The sequence below is a fragment of the Ekhidna sp. genome (genome assembly GCF_963691765.1).
Lineage (GTDB): Bacteria > Bacteroidota > Bacteroidia > Cytophagales > Cyclobacteriaceae > Ekhidna.
Window position 1 is genome coordinate 19,095 of record NZ_OY829375.1, and the last position, 20,293, is coordinate 39,387.

20 protein-coding genes are annotated in these 20,293 nt (G+C 38.2%); 11 read left to right on the forward strand and 9 right to left on the reverse strand.

Annotated elements, in window-relative coordinates; all coding sequences use genetic code 11:
* Positions 1-38 precede the first annotated feature (38 nt).
* The 4 genes from nhaC to ACY650_RS00140 are packed head-to-tail and all read left to right on the forward strand — an operon-like array spanning position 39 to position 2,926.
* Entirely contained in the window at positions 39-1,520 is a 1,482-nt protein-coding gene (gene nhaC, locus ACY650_RS00125; protein WP_462250494.1) for a Na+/H+ antiporter NhaC, read from the forward strand.
* Positions 1,513-2,103, forward strand: a complete 591-nt coding sequence (locus tag ACY650_RS00130) for a 3'-5' exonuclease (RefSeq protein WP_462250496.1) — start codon at positions 1,513-1,515, stop codon at positions 2,101-2,103. Before nhaC ends, ACY650_RS00130 begins: the two co-directional genes overlap by 8 nt.
* Positions 2,104-2,123: 20 nt before the next feature.
* A complete protein-coding gene (locus ACY650_RS00135) occupies positions 2,124-2,591 on the forward strand; it encodes a YybH family protein (RefSeq protein ID WP_462250498.1) in 468 nt (155 codons plus the stop codon).
* Between the two features lie 2 nt (positions 2,592-2,593).
* Positions 2,594-2,926 carry a cupin domain-containing protein gene (locus ACY650_RS00140; protein WP_462250500.1) on the forward strand — a complete coding sequence of 111 codons (333 nt, stop codon included), beginning with the start codon at positions 2,594-2,596 and terminating at the stop codon, positions 2,924-2,926.
* A gap of 50 nt (positions 2,927-2,976) precedes the next feature.
* Here the strand turns inward: ACY650_RS00140 and ACY650_RS00145 are convergent, their stop codons facing one another.
* Complete coding sequence (locus ACY650_RS00145; protein ID WP_462250502.1) at positions 2,977-3,738, reverse strand: hypothetical protein; 762 nt, start codon at positions 3,736-3,738, stop codon at positions 2,977-2,979.
* Positions 3,739-3,829: 91 nt separating this feature from the next.
* Here ACY650_RS00145 and ACY650_RS00150 point away from each other — a divergent pair, with 91 nt between their 5' ends.
* The 6 genes from ACY650_RS00150 to ACY650_RS00175 all read left to right on the forward strand — a co-directional run bounded on the left by ACY650_RS00150 (position 3,830) and on the right by ACY650_RS00175 (position 8,755).
* Positions 3,830-4,153, forward strand: a complete 324-nt coding sequence (locus tag ACY650_RS00150) for a TraR/DksA C4-type zinc finger protein (protein ID WP_462250504.1) — start codon at positions 3,830-3,832, stop codon at positions 4,151-4,153.
* A complete protein-coding gene (locus ACY650_RS00155; RefSeq protein WP_462250506.1) occupies positions 4,143-4,838 on the forward strand; it encodes a Dph6-related ATP pyrophosphatase in 696 nt (231 codons plus the stop codon). Before ACY650_RS00150 ends, ACY650_RS00155 begins: the two co-directional genes overlap by 11 nt.
* Before the next feature lie 36 nt (positions 4,839-4,874).
* The gene (locus ACY650_RS00160; RefSeq protein ID WP_462250508.1) at positions 4,875-6,614 is read left to right on the forward strand and encodes an ABC transporter ATP-binding protein; all 1,740 of its coding nucleotides are present in this window, start codon (positions 4,875-4,877) and stop codon (positions 6,612-6,614) included.
* Positions 6,615-6,635: 21 nt separating this feature from the next.
* On the forward strand, positions 6,636-7,706 hold the full coding sequence (locus ACY650_RS00165; RefSeq protein ID WP_462250510.1) for a flavin monoamine oxidase family protein: 1,071 nt from the start codon (positions 6,636-6,638) through the stop codon (positions 7,704-7,706).
* 60 nt (positions 7,707-7,766) lie between these two features.
* Positions 7,767-8,393 (forward strand): Crp/Fnr family transcriptional regulator, encoded by a 627-nt coding sequence (locus ACY650_RS00170; RefSeq protein ID WP_462250512.1) that lies wholly within the window; start codon positions 7,767-7,769, stop codon positions 8,391-8,393.
* A 149-nt stretch (positions 8,394-8,542) separates the two neighbouring features.
* Positions 8,543-8,755 (forward strand): YgaP family membrane protein, encoded by a 213-nt coding sequence (locus ACY650_RS00175; protein WP_462250514.1) that lies wholly within the window; start codon positions 8,543-8,545, stop codon positions 8,753-8,755.
* Positions 8,756-8,786: 31 nt separating this feature from the next.
* On the opposite strand, the gene ACY650_RS00180 is transcribed toward ACY650_RS00175, so the two are convergent.
* From ACY650_RS00180 to ACY650_RS00190, 3 genes are all read right to left on the reverse strand, one after another.
* Positions 8,787-11,381, reverse strand: a complete 2,595-nt coding sequence (locus tag ACY650_RS00180) for an ABC transporter permease (RefSeq protein WP_462250516.1) — start codon at positions 11,379-11,381, stop codon at positions 8,787-8,789.
* On the reverse strand, positions 11,374-11,712 hold the full coding sequence (locus ACY650_RS00185; protein WP_462250518.1) for a PadR family transcriptional regulator: 339 nt from the start codon (positions 11,710-11,712) through the stop codon (positions 11,374-11,376). The genes ACY650_RS00180 and ACY650_RS00185 overlap by 8 nt, the downstream gene beginning before the upstream one ends.
* A 203-nt stretch (positions 11,713-11,915) precedes the next feature.
* The gene (locus ACY650_RS00190) at positions 11,916-12,140 is read right to left on the reverse strand and encodes a hypothetical protein (protein ID WP_462250520.1); all 225 of its coding nucleotides are present in this window, start codon (positions 12,138-12,140) and stop codon (positions 11,916-11,918) included.
* Between the two features lie 121 nt (positions 12,141-12,261).
* Here ACY650_RS00190 and ACY650_RS00195 point away from each other — a divergent pair, with 121 nt between their 5' ends.
* Positions 12,262-12,627, forward strand: coding sequence for a DUF1801 domain-containing protein (locus ACY650_RS00195; RefSeq protein WP_462250522.1), 366 nt, complete (start codon positions 12,262-12,264; stop codon positions 12,625-12,627).
* Between the two features lie 10 nt (positions 12,628-12,637).
* Here ACY650_RS00195 and ACY650_RS00200 read toward each other — a convergent pair whose 3' ends face one another.
* The 5 genes from ACY650_RS00200 to argS all read right to left on the reverse strand — a co-directional run bounded on the left by ACY650_RS00200 (position 12,638) and on the right by argS (position 20,284).
* Positions 12,638-13,525 carry a TraB/GumN family protein gene (locus tag ACY650_RS00200; RefSeq protein WP_462250524.1) on the reverse strand — a complete coding sequence of 296 codons (888 nt, stop codon included), beginning with the start codon at positions 13,523-13,525 and terminating at the stop codon, positions 12,638-12,640.
* 63 nt (positions 13,526-13,588) lie between these two features.
* On the reverse strand, positions 13,589-16,744 hold the full coding sequence (locus ACY650_RS00205) for a caspase family protein (RefSeq protein WP_462250526.1): 3,156 nt from the start codon (positions 16,742-16,744) through the stop codon (positions 13,589-13,591).
* A 259-nt stretch (positions 16,745-17,003) separates the two neighbouring features.
* Positions 17,004-17,474, reverse strand: coding sequence for a hypothetical protein (locus ACY650_RS00210; protein WP_462250528.1), 471 nt, complete (start codon positions 17,472-17,474; stop codon positions 17,004-17,006).
* A gap of 136 nt (positions 17,475-17,610) precedes the next feature.
* Entirely contained in the window at positions 17,611-18,498 is an 888-nt protein-coding gene (menA, locus tag ACY650_RS00215; protein WP_462250530.1) for a 1,4-dihydroxy-2-naphthoate octaprenyltransferase, read from the reverse strand.
* Between the two features lies 1 nt (position 18,499).
* The gene (gene argS / locus ACY650_RS00220; RefSeq protein WP_462250532.1) at positions 18,500-20,284 is read right to left on the reverse strand and encodes an arginine--tRNA ligase; all 1,785 of its coding nucleotides are present in this window, start codon (positions 20,282-20,284) and stop codon (positions 18,500-18,502) included.
* Positions 20,285-20,293 lie beyond the last annotated feature (9 nt).

Sequence of the window (20,293 nt, forward strand, 5' to 3'; positions counted from 1 at the left end):
GAAAGCCCTATTTTCGAGGGTTGGTGAAATAGCATAAAATGACAACAAAAAGAGAACCCACGCTACTCGAATCTTTTATTCCCATCATCTTCTTGATTCTAATTTTAGTAATCAATGTCGGTATTTTTGGGAGTTCTGCCCTTGATGGATCCAACCAAATAGTTCTAATACTCTCAGCAGGAGTTGCTGCAATTGTAGCATTTCGTATTGGCTACAAATGGGAAGAAATACAAAGCGGAATTGTTAAGAGTATCAGCTCTGCGATGGCTTCAATACTCATTTTGTTGCTAATTGGCGCATTAGCTGGAACTTGGATGTTGAGCGGTGTTGTCCCTGCCATGATCTACTATGGGTTACAGATTCTTAACCCCACCATATTCCTGGTTGCCGCATGTATCGTCTGTTCTATCGTATCAGTAGCTACGGGTAGTTCTTGGACTACTGCAGCCACTGTTGGAATTGCATTGATTGGTATTGGTCAGGCATTGGGAATTTCTGAGGGACTGGTTGCTGGCGCTATTCTATCTGGCGCTTACTTCGGGGATAAGATGTCCCCCCTCTCTGATACAACAAATCTTGCACCAGCAATGGCAGGCACAGATCTGTTTACTCACATCAGGTATATGACCATTACCACGGTGCCTTCTATCATCCTTGCATTACTAATTTTCTTGATAATTGGTTTCACCAACTCTTCTGAAGGAGTCATTGAAGGTAAAGGAGCTATTCTTTCCGCAATTGACGGAACATTTAATATTACAGGATGGCTGTTTATTGTTCCAGTAGTGGTAGTAGTGCTAATTGTCAAAAAAATGCCAGCGCTTCCAGCGCTTTTAATCGGCACAATACTCGGAGCAATTTTCGCATTGATTTTCCAACCTGACTTAGTACTTCAAGCTGCTGGATCTGCTAGTTTTGATGGTAAGTTATATGGTTACTTTCCAGAGGCATTTAGCAAGTATTTTATCGGCTCCATGCAAGCCATGTTTGGAGATATTTCATTCACTACCGGCAATCAAGTTCTTGACGACCAAGGTCTATTGAGTGCATCGGGAATGTCAGGAATGCTTGGTACTATTTGGCTAATATTATCAGCCATGATTTTTGGTGGTGTTATGGAAGGAGCTGGCATGCTAAAACGAATTGCATCAGCCATTATTTCAAAAGTAAAATCTACCGGCTCACTCATAAGTTCCACTGTAGGCACTTGCATATTCTTTAATGCCACAGCATCCGATCAATACTTAGCTATTGTAGTCCCTGGACGAATGTACGCAGACACGTATCGAGAAAAAGGTTTGGCACCAGAAAATCTTAGCAGATCTCTTGAAGATTCAGGCACCGTAACCTCGGTGCTCATTCCATGGAACACCTGTGGTGCATATCATGCTAGCGTACTTGGAGTTTCAACTGGCACATATCTCCCCTATTGTTTTTTCAACATCATTAGTCCATTCATGACAATCTTGGTTGCTTATACTGGATATAAGATCAAAAAAATAGCAGGTAAGAGTGAATAGTCGATTTGCAGAACATATCACTAAAGAAGACATACAAGCACTTCCACTACTCGCTTTTGAGGGAAAAATTCATACGCTAAACACTGAGGAAGAGTGTTTTGAAGCAGTAAAGGACCTAAGGAGGTTTGATGTAATAGGATTTGACACGGAGAAAAAGCCAACGTTCAATAAAGGGGAGTATAATCATACTGCCATGGTCCAGCTTTCAACTATGGACAATGCCTATTTATTCCGGCTAAACAACATGGGATACCCTGCTTCACTTTTTGATCTTATGGCTGACTCATCCATTCTAAAACTTGGTATTAGCATTGATGATGATTTGAAAGACTTGAATAAGGCACGCACTTTCCATCCACAAAATTTCACTGACCTCAATGATGTAGTACGTGAAATAGGTGTTAAACATATGGGGGTGAAAAAGCTAGCTGCCGTTTTTCTTGAGTCTAGAATCTCTAAAAATCAACAGGTATCTAATTGGGAAAATGAGACTCTTACCCCTGCGCAATTAAAATATGCTGCCACCGATGCATGGATTTGCCTCGCCATATATGAAAAACTGAAAAGCCAAGGATACGTTTAGTCTATTCAAACCAGACTGCTATGAAAAAGGCGTTTCTGCTATTAGTACTTCCTCTACTCCTCTCCTGCTCAGATGATTCATCATTTACTCAATTGGATGAGGAAGCAATCCAAAAATTAAGAAGAACTTATGTGAATGGTTGGTTAGCAAAAGATAGCGAAACAGTCCTAAGCATATTTGAAGAAGATGCCATAATTGTTCCAAGTGGGTTATCGCCTATCAAGAACATTTCCAACATTGAAAAGTATTGGTTTCCTAACGATAGTTCAGAAACAACTATTCACTCGTATGAAATAGAATTAATGGAGTTGAGAGGTACGGACTCTATGGCTTTCACTCTGGAGAAAGGTATACTTAACTTTTCGTATGAAAAAGGAGATTTTTCGATGACAAAAACCTATACTTCCCATGCTTCAACCGTATATAAGAAAAACCAAAATGGAAATTGGAAAATCATTTCCAGAATGTGGACCACATTAAATGAATAAGAATGCCTTTTACAAAACTTGAATCCGTAGAACCTAAAGAAATCCTTCCAGGATATACTGTTCGATTTGTACACACTGAGAAGATGACATTTGCTTATTGGGACGTAAAGGCAGGAAGTCCACTTCCTGAACATTCCCATCATCATGAACAAGTTGCCAACGTGCTGGAAGGAGAATATGAACTTACAGTAGATGGAGAAACAATGAGGTTAAAGCCTGGTGATGTAGCCGTGATACCATCAAATGTGTTGCATTCGGGTAAAGCCATTACTCCTTGTAAACTACTAGATGTATTTTGTCCTGTTAGGGAAGATTACTTAGATACCAATCAATAAAAAAAGCGATCCAGGATAGGATCGCTTTTAATCAATTTGCTTTTTATTTCTTAAATGGACCAGCTACCAGATTCTACTACCTCTCCATTAGAATAGTACTCATACGTACCTTCAGTTCCTGTAGCGTTCCAAGAAGCTCTGTAAAACAATGCTCCATCCAAAGTGTACGATATTGTACCTGAGTTATCTGCATTAACCAAAATATCCATTGAGAAAGACTGCTCATCATTTGTGACAGCGTATTCAAAAGAACCGTCAGCATTTTCTTGCCAGGCGTACTCAAGCAATACCGAACTGCCTGCCTCAGCATTTGGATTCGTAGCGAATAGCTGCATAAACCCACTCTTTAACTCACCTTTTGATTCTTCAGCATAAATGATTTGATCGAAATCGCTTCCGTTTACAGACCAGAAAACGCGGAAAATGTATCTATCTGATGTTTCACAAATCTGATAAGCTACGGTAAATGTTTCGGTACCCGCAGTGGTAGTCCAAGAATATGCCACTGAATTATCGCCACATGCTCCAAGTGGTAAGTCAACAGCAGCGGCACCTGCAGGCTGATCGAAATAGGATAACCAAATAGTCATCAAGTTTGCTGTAGAAAGATACGACCCAATAAGTGCTGCATTCTGATCTGTAGAATTCAGCATGGGATTTATTAAACTCTGATCTATAGGCGGAGTTGATTGGTCAAAACCAAATTCGACAGAAGATAAATCTGAAGATGTATCATCATCTTTGCTACAAGATGTACTAAACAAGATCGCGAATAGCACTGTCAATAGGGTGATTTTTTGTAGATGTTTCATTATTTGATCTTTTTAAAATCTAAATTTTTCTATTATAAATACAAAAATAACGCATTGTTGAGTTATAACTCCTTTTTCATAGTTTTAGCATATGGATACCAAAGAAATAAAGAAGAAGATCGAGGAAGAGGTATATAAAACGGAACGACTGATATCCGAATATAAAGAACAATCAAAGCCAGTAACTCTTGACAACTCCATTGGCAGAATATCTCGAATGGATGCCATAAACAATAAGAGTATAACCGAGTCAGCTCTACGTCAATCAGAAGTCAAACTGAGTAAACTTAAACAGGCACTCGATAATGTAGATAAACCGGATTTTGGAAAATGTATCAAATGCAAACAACAGATCTCATTAGGAAGGATTCTTTTAATGCCTCAAAGCAATAAATGTGTGAATTGTGCTAAATAAAAATCAGACTGTTTTTCATTGGAGTTCCGGCAAAGATTCGGCCTTAGCCTTATATTATTTATTAAGTGATAATGCTTACGCAGTTAATAGACTAGTAACAAGTATCAATGATCATTATGATAGAGTGACCATGCGTGGCACACCATTAACATTGCTAAAAAAGCAGGTCAAGGAGATAGGGATTGAACTAAATACTATCAACCTACCCCGATCACCTTCAATGGAAGATTATGAACAGTATATGCGCGACGCTATGCATTCATTAAAATCAAGCGGCTTTACCCATGCGGCCTTTGGCGATATTTTTCTTGAGGACTTAAAGAACTACAGAGAAAAGGAAATGGCAAAATTCGGATTGGATACAGTTTTTCCTATATGGGAAAAGGATACGAAATCTTTGTTAGAAGAATTTATTGCTCTTGGATTTAAAGCTGTAATAGTTAGCGCGAATGCGCGACTAGGTGAAGAATTTCTTGGTCGTACAATTGATAATGATTTCATTAAGGATTTGCCATCTGATATAGACCCGTGCGGAGAGAATGGTGAATTTCATACGTTTTGTTATGATGGGCCGATCTTTAATAAAGCTGTGAAATTTCGTCTTGGAGAGAAAATCAAGAGGTCCTATCCTAACCCAACTGGTGATGGAACTGTAGATTTCTGGTTTATCGATTTACTCTCATAAGAACCATTTCTCTAAAATGTCAGTTACACCAACCAAATGAGTAAAAACAAAAATGTAACCTTTGCCTGGGCCGTTAAAAATATCATTTGGCCAAGAAGAAAAACACTTTTCATTGGATTATTATTGATCTTCATAAGTAGGCCTGCCGGTCTTGTCTTACCCACTGCTACCAAATACCTTCTTGACGATGCTGTACCTAGCAAAGACTTTGAAATGCTTAAGCTGATCGTCATTGTGATTGTCATCTCTCTCGCAGTACAAGCAATATCTTCTTTTCTCCTAACTCGAATATTGAGCGTAGAAGCGCAGTTTCTAATTTCCGAATTGAGAGTCAAAGTCCAAAAAAAGGTCTTATCGCTACCAATAAATTTCTTTGATAATAACAAAGCTGGAGCTCTTGTATCAAGAATTATGACTGATGTTGAAGGTGTCAGGAACCTTGTGGGAACCGGACTCGTCCAGCTTATTGGAGGAACAATCACATCAGTTCTAGCTTTAATTCTTCTAATAAACATCAGTCCTTCGATGACGCTCTTCACATTGGTACCGGTAGGTTTGTTTGCATTTATAGCACTCAAAGCTTTTGGCAGGATAAGACCAATTTTTCGAGAGCGAGGCAAACTTAATGCTGAAGTTACAGGAAGGCTTACAGAAACACTAAATGGTGTACGTGTAATAAAAGGATTTAACGCGGAGGAGTCAGAGAATAAGACATTTGAAGATGGAGCACGAAGACTCTATGAGAATGTAAAGTCGAGTCTAACTGCAACAGCTGTGGTAACTAGTTCTGGAACATTTCTAATAGGTTTTGCAAGTGCAGGTATATTGGCAATGGGTGGTTATTTCATGATTGAAAATCAGCTTACATCCGGTGAGTTAATATCGTTCATCTCACTACTGGCGTTTATGATTGCACCAATCGTTCAAATGAGCAATATTGGAAGCCAGCTCACTGAAGCATTTGCAGGCTTAGACAGAACTGAAGAGATAATGAAAATGGACCCTGAAGACATGTCTGAAGATCGTCCAATAAAGCTTGAGGCAGTTAAAGGTGATATTGTCTTTGATAATGTATCATTCGCATATGAGGAAGGTAAAGAGGTATTGAAAGGTATTTCATTTAAGGCACCTCCCGGTTCTGTTACAGCGCTTGTAGGAAGTTCTGGGTCTGGAAAATCTACCACTGCCAGCTTAGCGGCTACATTCCTCAGTGCTCAAAAAGGCTCTGTTACAATTGATGGCCAGGATATAAATAAAGTAAATCTATCGAGCTATCGAAGACATCTGGGAGTAGTACTTCAAGATGATTTCCTATTTGAAGGTACGATACGTGAAAACATCCTATTTCCAAGGCCCGATGCTAGCGAAAAGGAGCTTCAAGAAGCGGTAAAAGGTGCTTATGTAAATGAATTTACCGATCGATTTGAAGATGGACTAGAAACAGTGATTGGAGAAAGAGGCGTTAAACTTTCTGGTGGTCAGAAGCAAAGAATATCAATTGCACGTGCATTGTTAGCCGATCCACAAATTATTATCCTGGATGAGGCTACATCGAATTTGGATACTGAGAGTGAAACATTCATTCAAAAGAGTCTTGATGGACTAATGGAAGATCGAACCACTTTTGTTATTGCGCACAGACTAAGTACTATCAGAAAAGCCGATCAGATCTTAGTGATTGAGGAAGGTAAGATTGTTGAGCGTGGAAACCATGATGAGTTAATTGCTAAAGAAGGAAGGTATTTCGAACTATACACCTATCAAAGTAGAATCTAGAGCCTTCCATTTACATAAAAAATGGGGAAAAAGCAGAGCGATATAATCATAATTGGTGCTGGGCTAACAGGATTGACGTTAGCACACTTGTTAAGAGATACGGACTTTCAGATTCAGATCTTAGAAGCAAGATCTAGAATTGGAGGTCGTATTCAAACCTATCAAGCAAGTGGTAAAACTACTTTAGAAATGGGAGCCACTTGGTTTGGTAATAAGCATACAGAATTAAATAGCCTCATTGACTCACTCAATATTGATATTTTCGAACAACATATAGGAGAGTATGCTTTTTATGAACCTAATTCCATCAGCTCTCCTCAACTTGTTAAACTTCCAAAAAACAACGACGATTCCAGCTATAGAATAAAGAATGGCACTAGTACTATTGTCAATAAATTAAAAGAAAGCTTAGGAACAAACGTAGAGTTACAAACAAATGAACATGTTAAATCAATAAAGCTAGAAGGAAAAGAAATCAGGGTTGGATCTAGTACCCAAGATTACATAGCGAAATTTGTTGTTTCTACCATACCTCCAAACCTATTGTTGAATTCAGTCAGTTTAAATCCTGCAATACCCACACATATTGCAATGATCATGAAGCAGACTCATACTTGGATGGGTGAATCAATAAAGGTTGGGCTGACTTATAAAAAGCCATTTTGGAAAGAGAGTAGTGGAACGATTTTCAGCAACGTAGGACCAATCCCAGAAATGTATGATCATTCACACTTTGAAGAATCTCTATTTGCTTTGAAAGGCTTCGTAAATCCGGCTTATTTTTCAATCACTCGAGAAGAGCGGATTAAAATTATCATTGATCAGCTTTCTAAATTTTATGGAGATCATGCCAAGGACTACATCTCTTACGAGGAAAAGGTCTGGAGAAACGATCCTTTAACATATTCATCTTACAGTCATGACATTTACCCTCACCAGAATAATGGTGATCCTATATACCTAGAGCCAATATTGGATGGAAGGTTTTTCATAGCTGGATCAGAAACTTCGTCTCAATTTCCCGGATATATGGAAGGTGCCGTACAGAGTGCCAACTATTTAGCAAGTACGTTTAGAAATTTGATGTCCTAACTAACGTTACAATTGTGAAGGCATTGTCACTTGGTTTCATCATCTGCTATATTTAACACCATGAACAGGTTGCGAGAGTCACTTCCATTTCTAAACCCAGAACTTCTTGAAAGGATTGAAGAGTCATCCTCTACTATGCAAGTACCAAAAGGGACAGAGATATTGCGAGAGGGACAATACGTCAAAGTGATACCTATTGTACTCTCCGGACTACTAAAGGTAGTTTCTAAGTTTGGTGACAAAGAGCTCCTGCTCTACTACATCAGGCCAAAAGAAAGCTGTATCATGTCTTTTGCTGCAAGCCTCAAGAACGATCCGAGCAGGATTCACGCTATAACAGAGGAAGATTCAGAAATTTTACTACTACCATCAGATAGCGTTTCCGAATGGGTACGTCAATTCCCCAGCATCAATACATTGTTTTATCAGCAGTATGATCTAAGATATAGCGAGCTGCTTGATACAATAAGTCATGTGCTTTCAAATAAAATGGATATCAGGTTGTTTGATTACCTCAAGGAGCGCTCTCGTGTTACGAATCAAAACCCTATCAAGATGTCACACAGACAAATTGCAAGCGAACTTGGCACGGCAAGAGAAGTTGTATCACGTGTTATGAAGAAGTTAGAAAACGAGGGAAAAGTACTTCAACATAGCAGCTCCATTGAAATCTTAGGTGGTGACTAAAGTCACTGTTTCCAAGATATGACTCCCATACATTTGAAACATGAATCGAGACAAAGTTTCAAAATTGATCGGTGTGTGCATCGTATGCATCAGTATCATATATGGATTGGTTCTACTAGTTGAATTTTTATCAAATTAATCCAAGTGTTATGAAAAAGAATATGGGATCGGCAGATCGTATCATTAGACTGATTATCGCTGCTATAATAGGAACATTATTCTTTACCAATGTGATCTCAGGCATTTGGGGAATTGTTTTGGTTGTACTTGCCATTGTATTTGCCCTTACAAGCTTTATTAGCTTTTGTCCCCTATATGCCCCTTTTGGTCTTAGGACCTGTCCCGTTGAAAAGGATAAGTAAAAAGTAGCCTCTTTGAAGGCTACTTTGTTTTTTATTCGTTTCGTATACTTTCGGTAGGATCGGATATTGCCGCTCTAAACGTCTTTATTGACACGGTTGCAAGAGCAATGAGAATGGTAACTCCGCCGCCAAATAAAAATATATACCAGTGATCCAGCATTTGGATTCGATATGCATAGCCTCCCAGCCATTTTTGAATAAAGTATCCTACTGTTGGTAATGCTATGATAGATGCAATGAGCACCAGCAAAACAAACTCTTTAGAAATAAGCCCAATGATCTGTCTAGCAGTTGCTCCCAAAACTTTTCTAATACCCAATTCCTTCTGGCGTTGTTGAGCTGCATATGTGGCAAGTCCAAAAATGCCGAGGCAAGCAAGAAATATCGATAGCGCAGAAAATGTGGTAAACACTCTGGCCTGCTGTTGTTCTTTTTCATAAAGATCTTTCAGGCTATCGTCCAAAAACTGATACGACATTGGATATTCAGGAGCAATACCAGTGAAGGTTTGATCTATAAAAAGGAGTCCATCCTTCATGTTAGCCATGTTAATTTTCACTGCCATTTTACGATGGTAGCGTCCCGAAATAATAGCTAAGGGTTCGATTTCATCCTTAAGCGTACTGAAATGATAATCTGCTGCAACACCAATAACTGGCGCATCATTCACATCCCAACCTGGCATTGTCACTTTTCTGCCGATTACCTCCTCAGGTGAAATTCCAAGTTCTTCGACTGCCCGCTCATTTAGAATCATCACATACTCCTCGTCAGTCACCAAGTCTTTTGAAAAATTCCTCCCTGCTACTATATCAATACCCAATACATTGAAAAAATCAGTATCAGTAAAAAGCGTCCTCATCCTGTAATTTTCTTCAATGCCGGTTACTGCAAAACTTGATGCATCATGAAAGCCGCCAGGCTCTCCGGAAACCATCGTAGCACCTAGAATATTCGAATTTGCAAGTAATCTGTCTTTGAATTGTTCCCTGTTGGTTCGAATATCGGTGTTGTTCAAATCTACCAGTACGATTGCTTCTCTATCAAAGCCTAAATCTTTAGAATTCAAATAGTTGGTCTGAACTGAAATGAGCATGGAAGCCACTATTAGAAAGATAGAAATTGCAAATTGAGTAATGACTAGAGCTTTTCGAAGTCCTACGTTTTTCCCCGAGGTTAACTTACTTCCTTTCAGAATAGTAACAGATTTAAAGGATGATAGTAGGACTGCAGGATAAACACCTGAACTCACTAGAATAACCACGATCAACGTACCAAAGAAAATCAAAACATTAGCGTCTAACCAGTTTAACTCTACATTTAGCCCGAAAAATGAATTAAACACAGGATGTATTAATTCGCAAAGACCAATAGAAATGGCAATTGAAAAAAATAGAATCATTAAAGATTCAGTCAGAAATTGAAAAACCAGTCGTGATTTAGATCCACCCAGCACTTTCCTAACACCAACTTCTTTAGCTCTCATGAAAGACTGAGCGATCGATAAGTTGACATAGTTGAAACATGCTATGAATAATATCGCAATAGCAACAGCCCCTAATGTGAGAATAGATGAAAAACTTCCATGTTTTGAAAAATCATATCGTGTTTCATTGTTGAAATAGATATCTCTCAATGGCTCTAACTCAAGATCAACCTTAGAACCAGCTCTTTCAAAATCGTCACCCATATATTTCATCATAAATTCCTGAAGACGACTTTCAACATTCGACGCAAGTGCCGGCGTAGCAACTTTCACATATGTATTCAAGCTATTATTCCACCATCCATCAAACCAATCGAAACTTTCTAAAATATCAATTGTGAGTATTACTGAAAAATCAAGATGTGTATTTCCTGGTAACTCCTCTAATACTCCTGAAACGATAAATTCATACTCATTATCCACCTTGATCATCTTTCCGATGGGGTCAGAATCACCAAAATATTTTTGAGCCGACTCCTTTGTCAATATGGCTGATTTACCAGTAGCAAGTGCTGTTTCCCAACTGCCTGCCTGAAGTGGATATGAAAAAAAATCAAAGAAGTTGGGATCTACAAAAATGATCCTTCTTTCATTGAAACTCTTATCGTCAAAAGTGACCAAACCTTCATCTGCAACTACTCTTGTGACTTCAGTAATGTCTGATGGAAAATCATTAAGTAATGCCTTTGCATAGGGTGCAGATGTTACTCCTATCCTATATGGAGATCCATTTAAACTAGCTACGCGAACAGCCCGATAGATTTTATCACCTTCTGAATGATAATTGTCTGTAGTTACTTCCGAGTAAATGTAGAAGTAGAGAAAAATAGTAGCTACCAGCCCCATTGTAAAACCAAATAAGCTAATCAATGAGGTTGAAATATGTCTGTACAAATTTCTCAGGGTAAGTAGTGGATTGAAAATAAACATAGGTCGATTGATTGAGTTTTTGAATGATTTGAGTGTAGATGGCCTGAGATAATTAAATACCTGATACCAATACTTTAGTCCTTTTAATTTGCGATCCAATTCTGAATAATACTGTACCAGATCACCTTGCAGTTCTTCAACGAGTTCTGCTTTGCAAAACCAACGTATCAAGTTCATTGAAAACTTCGGTGGCTTCTTAGAATCAAGCATGTGAAATCTTAAGATCAAATGATGGCACTTGATTCCACAGGTTGGCTCGCATCTCTTTCACCTCATTTAATGCGACTTTTCCATCAGCCGTAAGTTCATAGACTCTTTTTCTTCTTCCCCCTCTTTCCTTTGTCGCTCCAGCCAATTCCGACGTTAAAAACTCTTTCTTTTCTAGCCTTGCCAAAGTCGTATGCAATGCCCCCATCGAAATGGATCGATTTACTTGTTTCTTAATCTCATCTTTGATTCTAAGCATATATGCCTCTTCTTGAAGTATTAACACAACAAGTAGAAGTAGCTCTTCAAATTCACCGAGGTTAGTGCCTTTCATAAATCTATTAGTTTCTATTTTGCAGTATTATACGACACTAAAAAATATTTGTTACTATAAAGTAGAAACAAATCAATATAGGCTATGAAAAATGTCAGCTTAGACTATGAGAAATGAGGAGCACTAAAAGGCTTACTATTAAAATACGGACACTTGCTTGTGACTTAGAATTATGAGGATGTCTAGAACCGAAAAGGGAAGAATTAGTCTGAGGTTTCTTTGAAAATAGAAACGCCAAGTAAATATGAATTCACAATTAAGCTCTTGTTTTCTTTGATCGTATTTTTAAAACTCTCTAAAGAACTTTTATTTGCAACTGTTTCCTGATTGTGATTAATACCTTGCACCATTATCACACCGCTCACAAGCAATCCAAGCGCGACAATGGCTATCTGGATATTCTTTGATTTTTTGATGTATTTTTTCATTAGTTCAGGTGTTTACCTTATTAGTACCAGGAATAACTAATTTATTACACTTACGGTTAAAAAAAATTTAAGATTCCTGAATTTTAATTTTTCACACTACAATCTTACCCTTAGTTCTATTATGAATGATAACCTAGACGGCTTTTACTTAAATAAAGATGAACCTCAAAAGAGCTGTTTACTTGCTTTAAGAACAATAATTCTTAATCAAGATTCCGGAGTAACTGAAACAAAAAAATATGGTATGCCTTGCTTTTGCTTCCATGGTAAGATGTTTTGCTACTTGTGGGTAGACAAGAAAACACTTGAGCCATATATTCTCTTTGTAGAAGGTAAGCACCTTCAACATTCAGATCTAGAAACAGGATCTCGTGCTAGAATGAAAATTCTAAGAATCAACCCTTCAAAGGATCTAGAAATAGGAATTATTGAACATCTTCTTAATCAAGCACTAGACTTATACAGAAATGGCGTGATTAAGATTTAATAGCACAGCATCAATCGAAGACGGGGGATACTGTGTATCCAGCTTTCTTGAGAAGTTTTACTACGCCTTTATCGCCTCCTAGATGTCCAGCACCAACTGCAAAGAAGGTAGATTTCTCTTTTGAGTGATTGGCTATTCTTTCTATCCAGTTGGCATTGCGATTGTGTAAAAGGAGTTCGATCTCATTTTCATTAAAATAGTTTTTACTTTTCGAGTATAATTTTCTAATATTCTCTTTTTTGTATAGCACTATCATCTTTCTTAAAAGTCGTTTCATTTTCTTTTTGTTCTTAAGTATATCTAAAAGGTCTTCGACTTGATTTTCGTAAGAGATTTCATCAAAGACATTTACTTGTTCGGCAACCTCCTCAAGTCCTTCAATAGGTACTGATTTATTCATTGTCATTTGAACAAAGGTGATTTCATAACTAGCAGGTGTACCTTCAATAAATGTTGGAAGCAGGAATGTTTCCACCATGAACGGCTTGAATGTATTGACTTGCGCTGTAGTGAGTCCTGCAGCCTCTTGGAGTTGAGAATTCAAAATCTCTAGGTCTTCTTTAGACATCAACTGATCTAATGTAACACCACCCTTCATTTGGATGTTTTTCATCATTTCAGATTGCATATTCGGATCATCAAAATCCAACTCCATTACGACCTTCTCTGCTTGGTTGAAAGCTTTCTTGACCTTTTCCTTTAAAACGAAATCAGCTTGCGGAAGCATATGAAAAGTTCCAAACAAATAAGATGTTTGAATGTCATCACCTTCTACTTTCCACAGTAGCGTATTGTCAAGCTTTTGCGCACGAACATCAGTTACTACAAATAAGCCAATGAAAAGGCCAAGCGCAATTAGAAATCTTTTTGACCAATTAGGTTTTGAATTTTTTTTCATGATTGAGATCGTTTACCTATTTGTTCCTCAATTCACGAACTTATTACACTTGGGCAAGAAAATTTAATCTTCTACAATCACGATTGGAAAATCTTGACCTCTGGAAAATGTATGCGGATACTGGGGGCTTCCCTTGTGTAAAATACTCAACTCCGGCACCTGATCATCTAAATATCCTTTGAGTTCATAGATAGTAACCTTTCCATCTTTTGGTGCTCCGTCAGCCGCTCCAGAAAGTCCTTTCAAAAGCGCATATGTAAACAATCCGTGTCCCAATGCTTCAAATTCAGTAGCATACTGCTCACTTCCTGCAGCCGCCATTACATGAATACCAGAACTTCTAGAAAGCTGCGAAATGGCTTTTTCTTCTGGTGCTCCTCTTTGTGCCAAAATCTCGACTGACCCGCCTGACTGGCATGCATCCATGACGATAAGTTGTTTTAAAGCCTTTATCTCAAGCATTGCTTTTTGTAATACCGAAGCTTCAATACCAAAGTCATTCATTTTATCACCATCATAAAGTCTGCTTGCTGATGACGATACAAGGTAAAATTTACCATCGATCATACTTCCATGACCTGCGTAGTAGAATACAAATACGTCATTGACGGAAATCTTGCTTTGCAACTCTTCTACCTTTTTTAGAATATTTTCTTTAGTTGCTTCGCGATCATAGATCTGATGTAAGACTACACTTGAGTATATTTCTTGCCCTTGCTTTTTCATTTGACTTGCAAACGAGTCGGCATCGGTTTTGGCATAGTTTAGGTTGAGTGACTCATTCTGATATTCGTTGATACCAACCGCCAGAATATGACAAGTGCTACCTGGCACCTTAGAGTCAGAAAAAAGAGTCACTGAAGCTCTATTCGATTCTAAATTGGACTCCGAAGAGGCAATGGCAGCAAATTCATTATGGCCTGCCACCAGCGGAAACTCAATCGTATAGATTTTGGCATTCTTATCCGCCCGGACTTTTTGAACTTGAGGTTCTAAAGAAACTCTACGTCCATTGTGAAAAAGTCTTACTTCTTTGATACCACCTCCCATATCCTCAGCTTTGAGATACAATTTTGCAGTTTCGTCTTGCACCAAACCCGATAGCTTTAAAACAGGTGGAGGATCTTGCTCAAGAATTTTACCCATTGACTTCTTACCTGCCCGGTTAGAACTAAAAATATCTTCCACCAAACCTGGTACATAAAATTCATCCATTAATTGATCTGCGCCTATTGCCTCCATGCCTCTCACAAAATGAATGTTGGAAACAGCATCATCAGTAGCATCAAAATAGCCATCAGGAGTTTTCACCATCCAATCATTTTTCCCAATTTGAATGTGCTCAAAGAGTTCTTTGTTTGCATCCAAGTCCCAAAATTTAGTGACTCCATCCACATCAGATGTCATCATCAAATTATTTGCAATATCTACCCCATTAATTGCGGCCTGATGCCCCGAAAGGGAGTTTTTTATTTCTCCACTGCTTTTATCCCAAAAGTTGATCATACGATCTGCACCAACGGAAATAATTTGATCATCAACTATCAATCCCTTGAACACTGGTTTATTCGCGTAGATTCTCTTTTTAATCAAGCCACTGTACAAATCCCATAGTATTACTGTTCCGTCCCAGCTAGTTGATAGTATTTCATTTCCTTCTACTTGTACAGAAGTAACATTGTCTGTATGTCCAATAAATTCTTTTGCAAACCTCTTAGTTTCGATTTGATAGAGCTTCAAAGACTTATCTAACATACCGAGAACCAAGTATGCATCATTATCTGTAAAATCCAGTGTATAGGTCGAAGCACCTTCATTATAAAAGTAATTGTATCGTTCCCAAGTTGAAGTATTCCATATACTCACAACACCGTCCCAGGCAGCACTGGCTAGCCATTTCCCATTGTTGCTCAAAGCAATATCGAAAATAGGTTCTCGATGTGCATTAATCTTTTGCACGATTTTTCCGGAACCCTCTTCCCATATAATAATCTTTCCATCTCCTCCTCCAGTTGCAATTACACCTTCTCCAATGCGCTCAAAACAAAGAATTCCTTTTTCATGACCTAAGTACTCCATTTCAATAGACGCTCCTTTCACATCCCATTTTCTGGCCTTATTTCCCGTTTTACCAATAAATATGGACTTATCCTCAAGACTCCTTGCTGATTTATATTTGACCCATTTAGCTATGTAATGCTGCCAATAATTGCCTAGATCGTAGTCCAAGCCAGTACTTGACTTATTTAAAATCCCGTCATAGCGCCTTATCTCATTACCTTGAAAGTCTGTCACCAAAACAAACTTGTCAATAGCTATAATTATTTGATCCTCGATTGGATGAAATGAAGCTTCACTAATTTCTCCATTTGCGCTCCACTTGTTGATGATATCTCCGGATTTATTGGAAAAAAGAAAAACAGAATCTTCGTCAGAGGCCAGAAAATATTTACCGCTACTACTGAATTCTACTCCAGAAATATCTTTGAATTCCTTCTCGCCTTCCCAAAGTTTAGCTCCATTTGTTAGATCATATTTTGTGAAGGTTGTTCCGTTGGATAGTTTGAGCATCTCATCGTTATTAAATGCTGTTAGTGTTCCGCATCCTCCACACCATCCTGATTCTGGTTTAAAATCATGCACCAAAGACCAATCATCAATTCGATAAATCTTTGCCGCACGGTTGTCCTCTCCCACCGCGAGGTATTTACCATCCGGACTAAATTTAACATTCACTCCATATCCTACACCTCTATCTGAGTTTGCCTTAATTTTCTTCTTGAGGCTGTAATCATGGGTGTTGAAAATTGATATTGAGTCTGCATAGCTTCCAACAGCTAATAATTTTCCATCAGGGCTAAATGATACCGATGTAACATATTCTCTAAACTTGTCACTTTGCCATAACCACTCCCCCGTTGTTATATCCCAAATACCAACAGTCCCATCGGCACTACTAGTTGCCAGCTTGTTTTTATGAAGTGAAAATTCGTTTATCGTATGATCGTGTCCAATGAGTGATCGTATTTCTTTGCCGGAAACAGCATCCCATATTTTGACTGTTTTATCTCGACTTGCTGAAATTAGGTACTTACCATCCGTAGTAATCTTAGCAGACTTCACTACTTCACCATGACCTTTTTGGATTACTGCCTGAAATGACTGAGCTCCTGTATATAAGAAACCCAAGATGAATATTATGTAGTGTCCTAATTTCAAAAGTTTAACATGTTAGCGTATGAAACAAACGCCCATGTATGAGGCGTGTGCTCTCACTTCATGGATAGCACTAAAGTAGTGAAGTCAGCCGGTGCTTCCAAAGTTTGAAGAAAGCACTGAGTTGTGAAGTGAAAAACTCCTTCGAGCTGAAGTTCCCAAACAGCAAATATCTTTCTCAGTGGCAGACTCACGGTCGTAATCAGATGCAGATTCTAGAATGCATGCAGGCACATGCCTCATACATTTTGTTGGCGTTGCGTTACTTAATTCTCAGTTCTTTTACTTTGTTAGATTCTGGGTCAAACTGAATGTATAGTCCTAATTTCTTATAATGAAATATATCTCCTTCGTCCACTTGATCAAAAACATAGGTAATAAAATCATGTTCTATTTTTGATGGTTGCCCTAGTTTTTTCGTTACTGAATTAACGTTCAATGAGCTTATTCTATCAATTGAAGATTTCCTGAGCTTCACATCATTAATCCTACCTTTTTTGATATTGAAGGATGTACCATTTTTAAAATGTATCCAACCGTTTTTCTGTTTTAACTTCTCAAATTTTTCACTAAGTGGTTCGTTTCGTTTCTCACCTTTGTAGTAGATATCTTCAATATCTTCTGAATCAATATCAGATACTAAGTCGTTCAGTTTTCTGCCCTGATTAAATTCGAGTTCTGTAGGCGAATAGTCGGAATCGAAAATAATCTCTTGGTTCTGGTAAAAGTTCATGGGATCGTATTTCTGTGTGATATGCACGCCAACAAGAATAACTATCCTGTTTTATTTTACCAATTTAGATAAAAGACTAATGATTGTTATGGATTGAAAATTCCCTGATAATTCCAATCATTTGTCAAAATGATAGTTATATAAGACCTATCCCAATAGAAAAAAGAATTGAGAATAAGAATGTAGAGATGGCCATCTGCTTGAGGTACGGATCTAATTCATTTAGAGGCTTGCCACTAACAGCTTTAATGTTTTTAAAGAAAAGCAAATTGATAACCACGAATATGAGTGGCCAGTATGATTGGAAATTTAGCAGAACAAAAACAACAGATGCGATCATCCCTCCTTGCAATAAAATCGCATGATATACCACTGCTTTCTTTCGCCCCAATCGAACAGGTATAGACTGCTTTCCTGCAGCTTTATCCGTTTCTATATCTCGGATGTTATTGACATTTAATACTCCCACACTAAACAAGCCTAAAGAAGTAGATGGCAACAACACCATCCAATTGAGTTCTTGTACCTGCAAATAATATGTACCAAAGACTAGAACGATACCAAAGAAGATAAAAACGAATATATCACCAAAGCCTACATAACCGTACGGATTTTTACCAACCGTATATTTTATGGCAGCTACAATTCCTATCAGGCCTATTCCTAAAAAGATAAATGCTGAAAGCCAGTCGCTGGGAAAGGCCAACTTAATTAAAACCGTTCCTGAAATGAATGAAAGAAGGCCAAAAACCAACATCGCTCTTTTCATAGCTTGTGGCGTAATCTTCCCAGAACTCACCATTCTCTCTTCACCTTTCCTTTCCTTATCTACTCCAGAAGATGCATCACCATAATCATTGGCAAGATTGGATAAGATCTGCAAGAAAATCGCTGTAAGTAAAGTCAAAGCAGCGAGAATAATATTAACGCCAACCTGATTAGCCGCAATAGATATGCCTACCATCCAACCTGAAATGGCCAGCGGTAATGTTCTTAATCTAAAGGCTTTGATCCAAGATTTCATATTACATGCGTTCAGGCACTTCGATACCTAATAGACTCATCCCTTGTTTGATCAATTTTGCAGTCATCGAAGATAGCGCTATGCGAAAAGCTAGTGTGTCTTTATTCGATTCATTAAAAATAGGCACCTCTTGATAAAATCCATTGTAGTCTTTTGCCAGATCATACACATACTGAGCAATAACTGCAGGTGAATATTCTTTAGCTGCTTCTCTCAATGCCTTGGTATACTCAGTAATTCTGAAAATCAAATCAACTTCTCTTTTGTTTAGTTCTCCCACCTCAGCAGGGTTAAATGTCGACTTGACTTCTAATGACTTACCTCTTCGCAAGATTGCAGAAATTCTTGCATGAGTATATTGAATAAATGGACCAGTGTGCCCCTGAAATTCAATTGACTCCTGAGGATTAAATAGCATTCGCTTCTTTGGGTCAACTTTAAGCAGAAAATACTTTAGTGCCCCCAGTCCGAGTGTTTTATATAATTGCTCTGCTTCTGCATTCTCCATCCCCTCGATTTTGCCCAGTTCCCTGGTATGTTTTTCAGCAGTATTAAACATTTCTTGAAGCAAATCATCAGCATCTACAACAGTACCTTCTCTCGATTTCATTTTACCTGAAGGAAGATCTACCATACCATATGATAGGTGATACAATCCTTCCGCATATGACCTACCCAACTTCTTCATGATTGCAAAAAGAACCTTGAAGTGGTAGTCTTGTTCGTTTCCAACTACGAATACAGACTTATCAAACGGAAAGTCTTTGTGTTTCATATCACAAGTACCCATATCCTGAGTCATGTATACTGCGGTCCCGTCTCCTCTTAAAACCAACTTCTCATCCATTCCTTCATCTGAAAGATCAACCCATACAGATCCGTCGTCTTTTTTGAAGAACACCTCTTTTTTGAGTCCTTCTTCCACAAGCTCTTTTCCTAACAAATAGGTATTGGATTCTTTGTACATGGTATCAAATTCGATTCCCATGGTTTTGTAGGTTTGATCGAATCCTTCGTATACCCATCCATTCATCTTTTCCCATAGTGCAACCGTTTCTTGATCACCACTCTCCCACTTTTGAAGCATTTCTTGGGCCTCCTTTATTGAAGGAGCCTCTTTTTTTGCAACCTCCGGATCAGCACCATCCCCAACTAATTCGTTGATTTCTTCTTTATACATTTGATCGAACTTCACATAGTACTTCCCAATCAAATGATCACCTTTCATACCAGCCTCTACTGGTGTCTCATTGTTGCCCATCTTCTGATATGCTAGCATCGACTTACATATATGCACCCCTCTATCATTAACAAGATTTACCTTCTTGACATCATATCCATTTGCTGCTAATATTCGTGCTGCAGAGTCTCCGAGAAAATTATTTCTCAGGTGACCTAGATGAAGGGGTTTGTTCGTATTCGGTGAGGAAAACTCAACCATAACTTTTTCACCATTCGCAGACAGTGTCCCCGTAAAGTTTTCAGCATCCATACTACTTAATGTTTCCACCCAAGTATGATCTGATACCTCCAGATTCAAAAAACCCTTTACTACATTAAAATTTGCAACAAAGTCAGTATTAGCCTTAAGCCAATCTCCAATCTGTGCTCCTGAATCTTCAGGCTTTCCTTTCGTGACTTTTAAATATGGAAAAACCACGAACGTATAACTACCTTCAAATTCCTTTCGAGTAGGCTGAAGGCTTACCTCTGAAGCAGGTAGCTCATGGTTGTAAAGTTTGCTAAAAGCCATTGATAAGGCTTCTTGTATTTTCTTGTCCAGCATTTCTCGCTC

Excerpts from the sequence above, each read along its gene's own strand:
- nhaC (WP_462250494.1), top strand. The coding sequence starts at position 39 with ATGACAACAAAAAGAGAACCCACGCTACTCGAATCTTTTATTCCCATC.
- ACY650_RS00135 (WP_462250498.1), top strand. The coding sequence starts at position 2,124 with ATGAAAAAGGCGTTTCTGCTATTAGTACTTCCTCTACTCCTCTCCTGC.
- ACY650_RS00140 (WP_462250500.1), top strand. The coding sequence starts at position 2,594 with ATGCCTTTTACAAAACTTGAATCCGTAGAACCTAAAGAAATCCTTCCA.
- ACY650_RS00145 (WP_462250502.1), bottom strand. The coding sequence starts at position 3,738 with ATGAAACATCTACAAAAAATCACCCTATTGACAGTGCTATTCGCGATC.
- ACY650_RS00150 (WP_462250504.1), top strand. The coding sequence starts at position 3,830 with ATGGATACCAAAGAAATAAAGAAGAAGATCGAGGAAGAGGTATATAAA.
- ACY650_RS00160 (WP_462250508.1), top strand. The coding sequence starts at position 4,875 with ATGAGTAAAAACAAAAATGTAACCTTTGCCTGGGCCGTTAAAAATATC.
- ACY650_RS00165 (WP_462250510.1), top strand. The coding sequence starts at position 6,636 with ATGGGGAAAAAGCAGAGCGATATAATCATAATTGGTGCTGGGCTAACA.
- ACY650_RS00170 (WP_462250512.1), top strand. The coding sequence starts at position 7,767 with ATGAACAGGTTGCGAGAGTCACTTCCATTTCTAAACCCAGAACTTCTT.
- ACY650_RS00175 (WP_462250514.1), top strand. The coding sequence starts at position 8,543 with ATGAAAAAGAATATGGGATCGGCAGATCGTATCATTAGACTGATTATC.
- ACY650_RS00180 (WP_462250516.1), bottom strand. The coding sequence starts at position 11,381 with ATGCTTGATTCTAAGAAGCCACCGAAGTTTTCAATGAACTTGATACGT.
- ACY650_RS00185 (WP_462250518.1), bottom strand. The coding sequence starts at position 11,712 with ATGAAAGGCACTAACCTCGGTGAATTTGAAGAGCTACTTCTACTTGTT.
- ACY650_RS00190 (WP_462250520.1), bottom strand. The coding sequence starts at position 12,140 with ATGAAAAAATACATCAAAAAATCAAAGAATATCCAGATAGCCATTGTC.
- ACY650_RS00195 (WP_462250522.1), top strand. The coding sequence starts at position 12,262 with ATGAATGATAACCTAGACGGCTTTTACTTAAATAAAGATGAACCTCAA.
- ACY650_RS00200 (WP_462250524.1), bottom strand. The coding sequence starts at position 13,525 with ATGAAAAAAAATTCAAAACCTAATTGGTCAAAAAGATTTCTAATTGCG.
- ACY650_RS00210 (WP_462250528.1), bottom strand. The coding sequence starts at position 17,474 with ATGAACTTTTACCAGAACCAAGAGATTATTTTCGATTCCGACTATTCG.
- menA (WP_462250530.1), bottom strand. The coding sequence starts at position 18,498 with ATGAAATCTTGGATCAAAGCCTTTAGATTAAGAACATTACCGCTGGCC.
- argS (WP_462250532.1), bottom strand. The coding sequence starts at position 20,284 with ATGCTGGACAAGAAAATACAAGAAGCCTTATCAATGGCTTTTAGCAAA.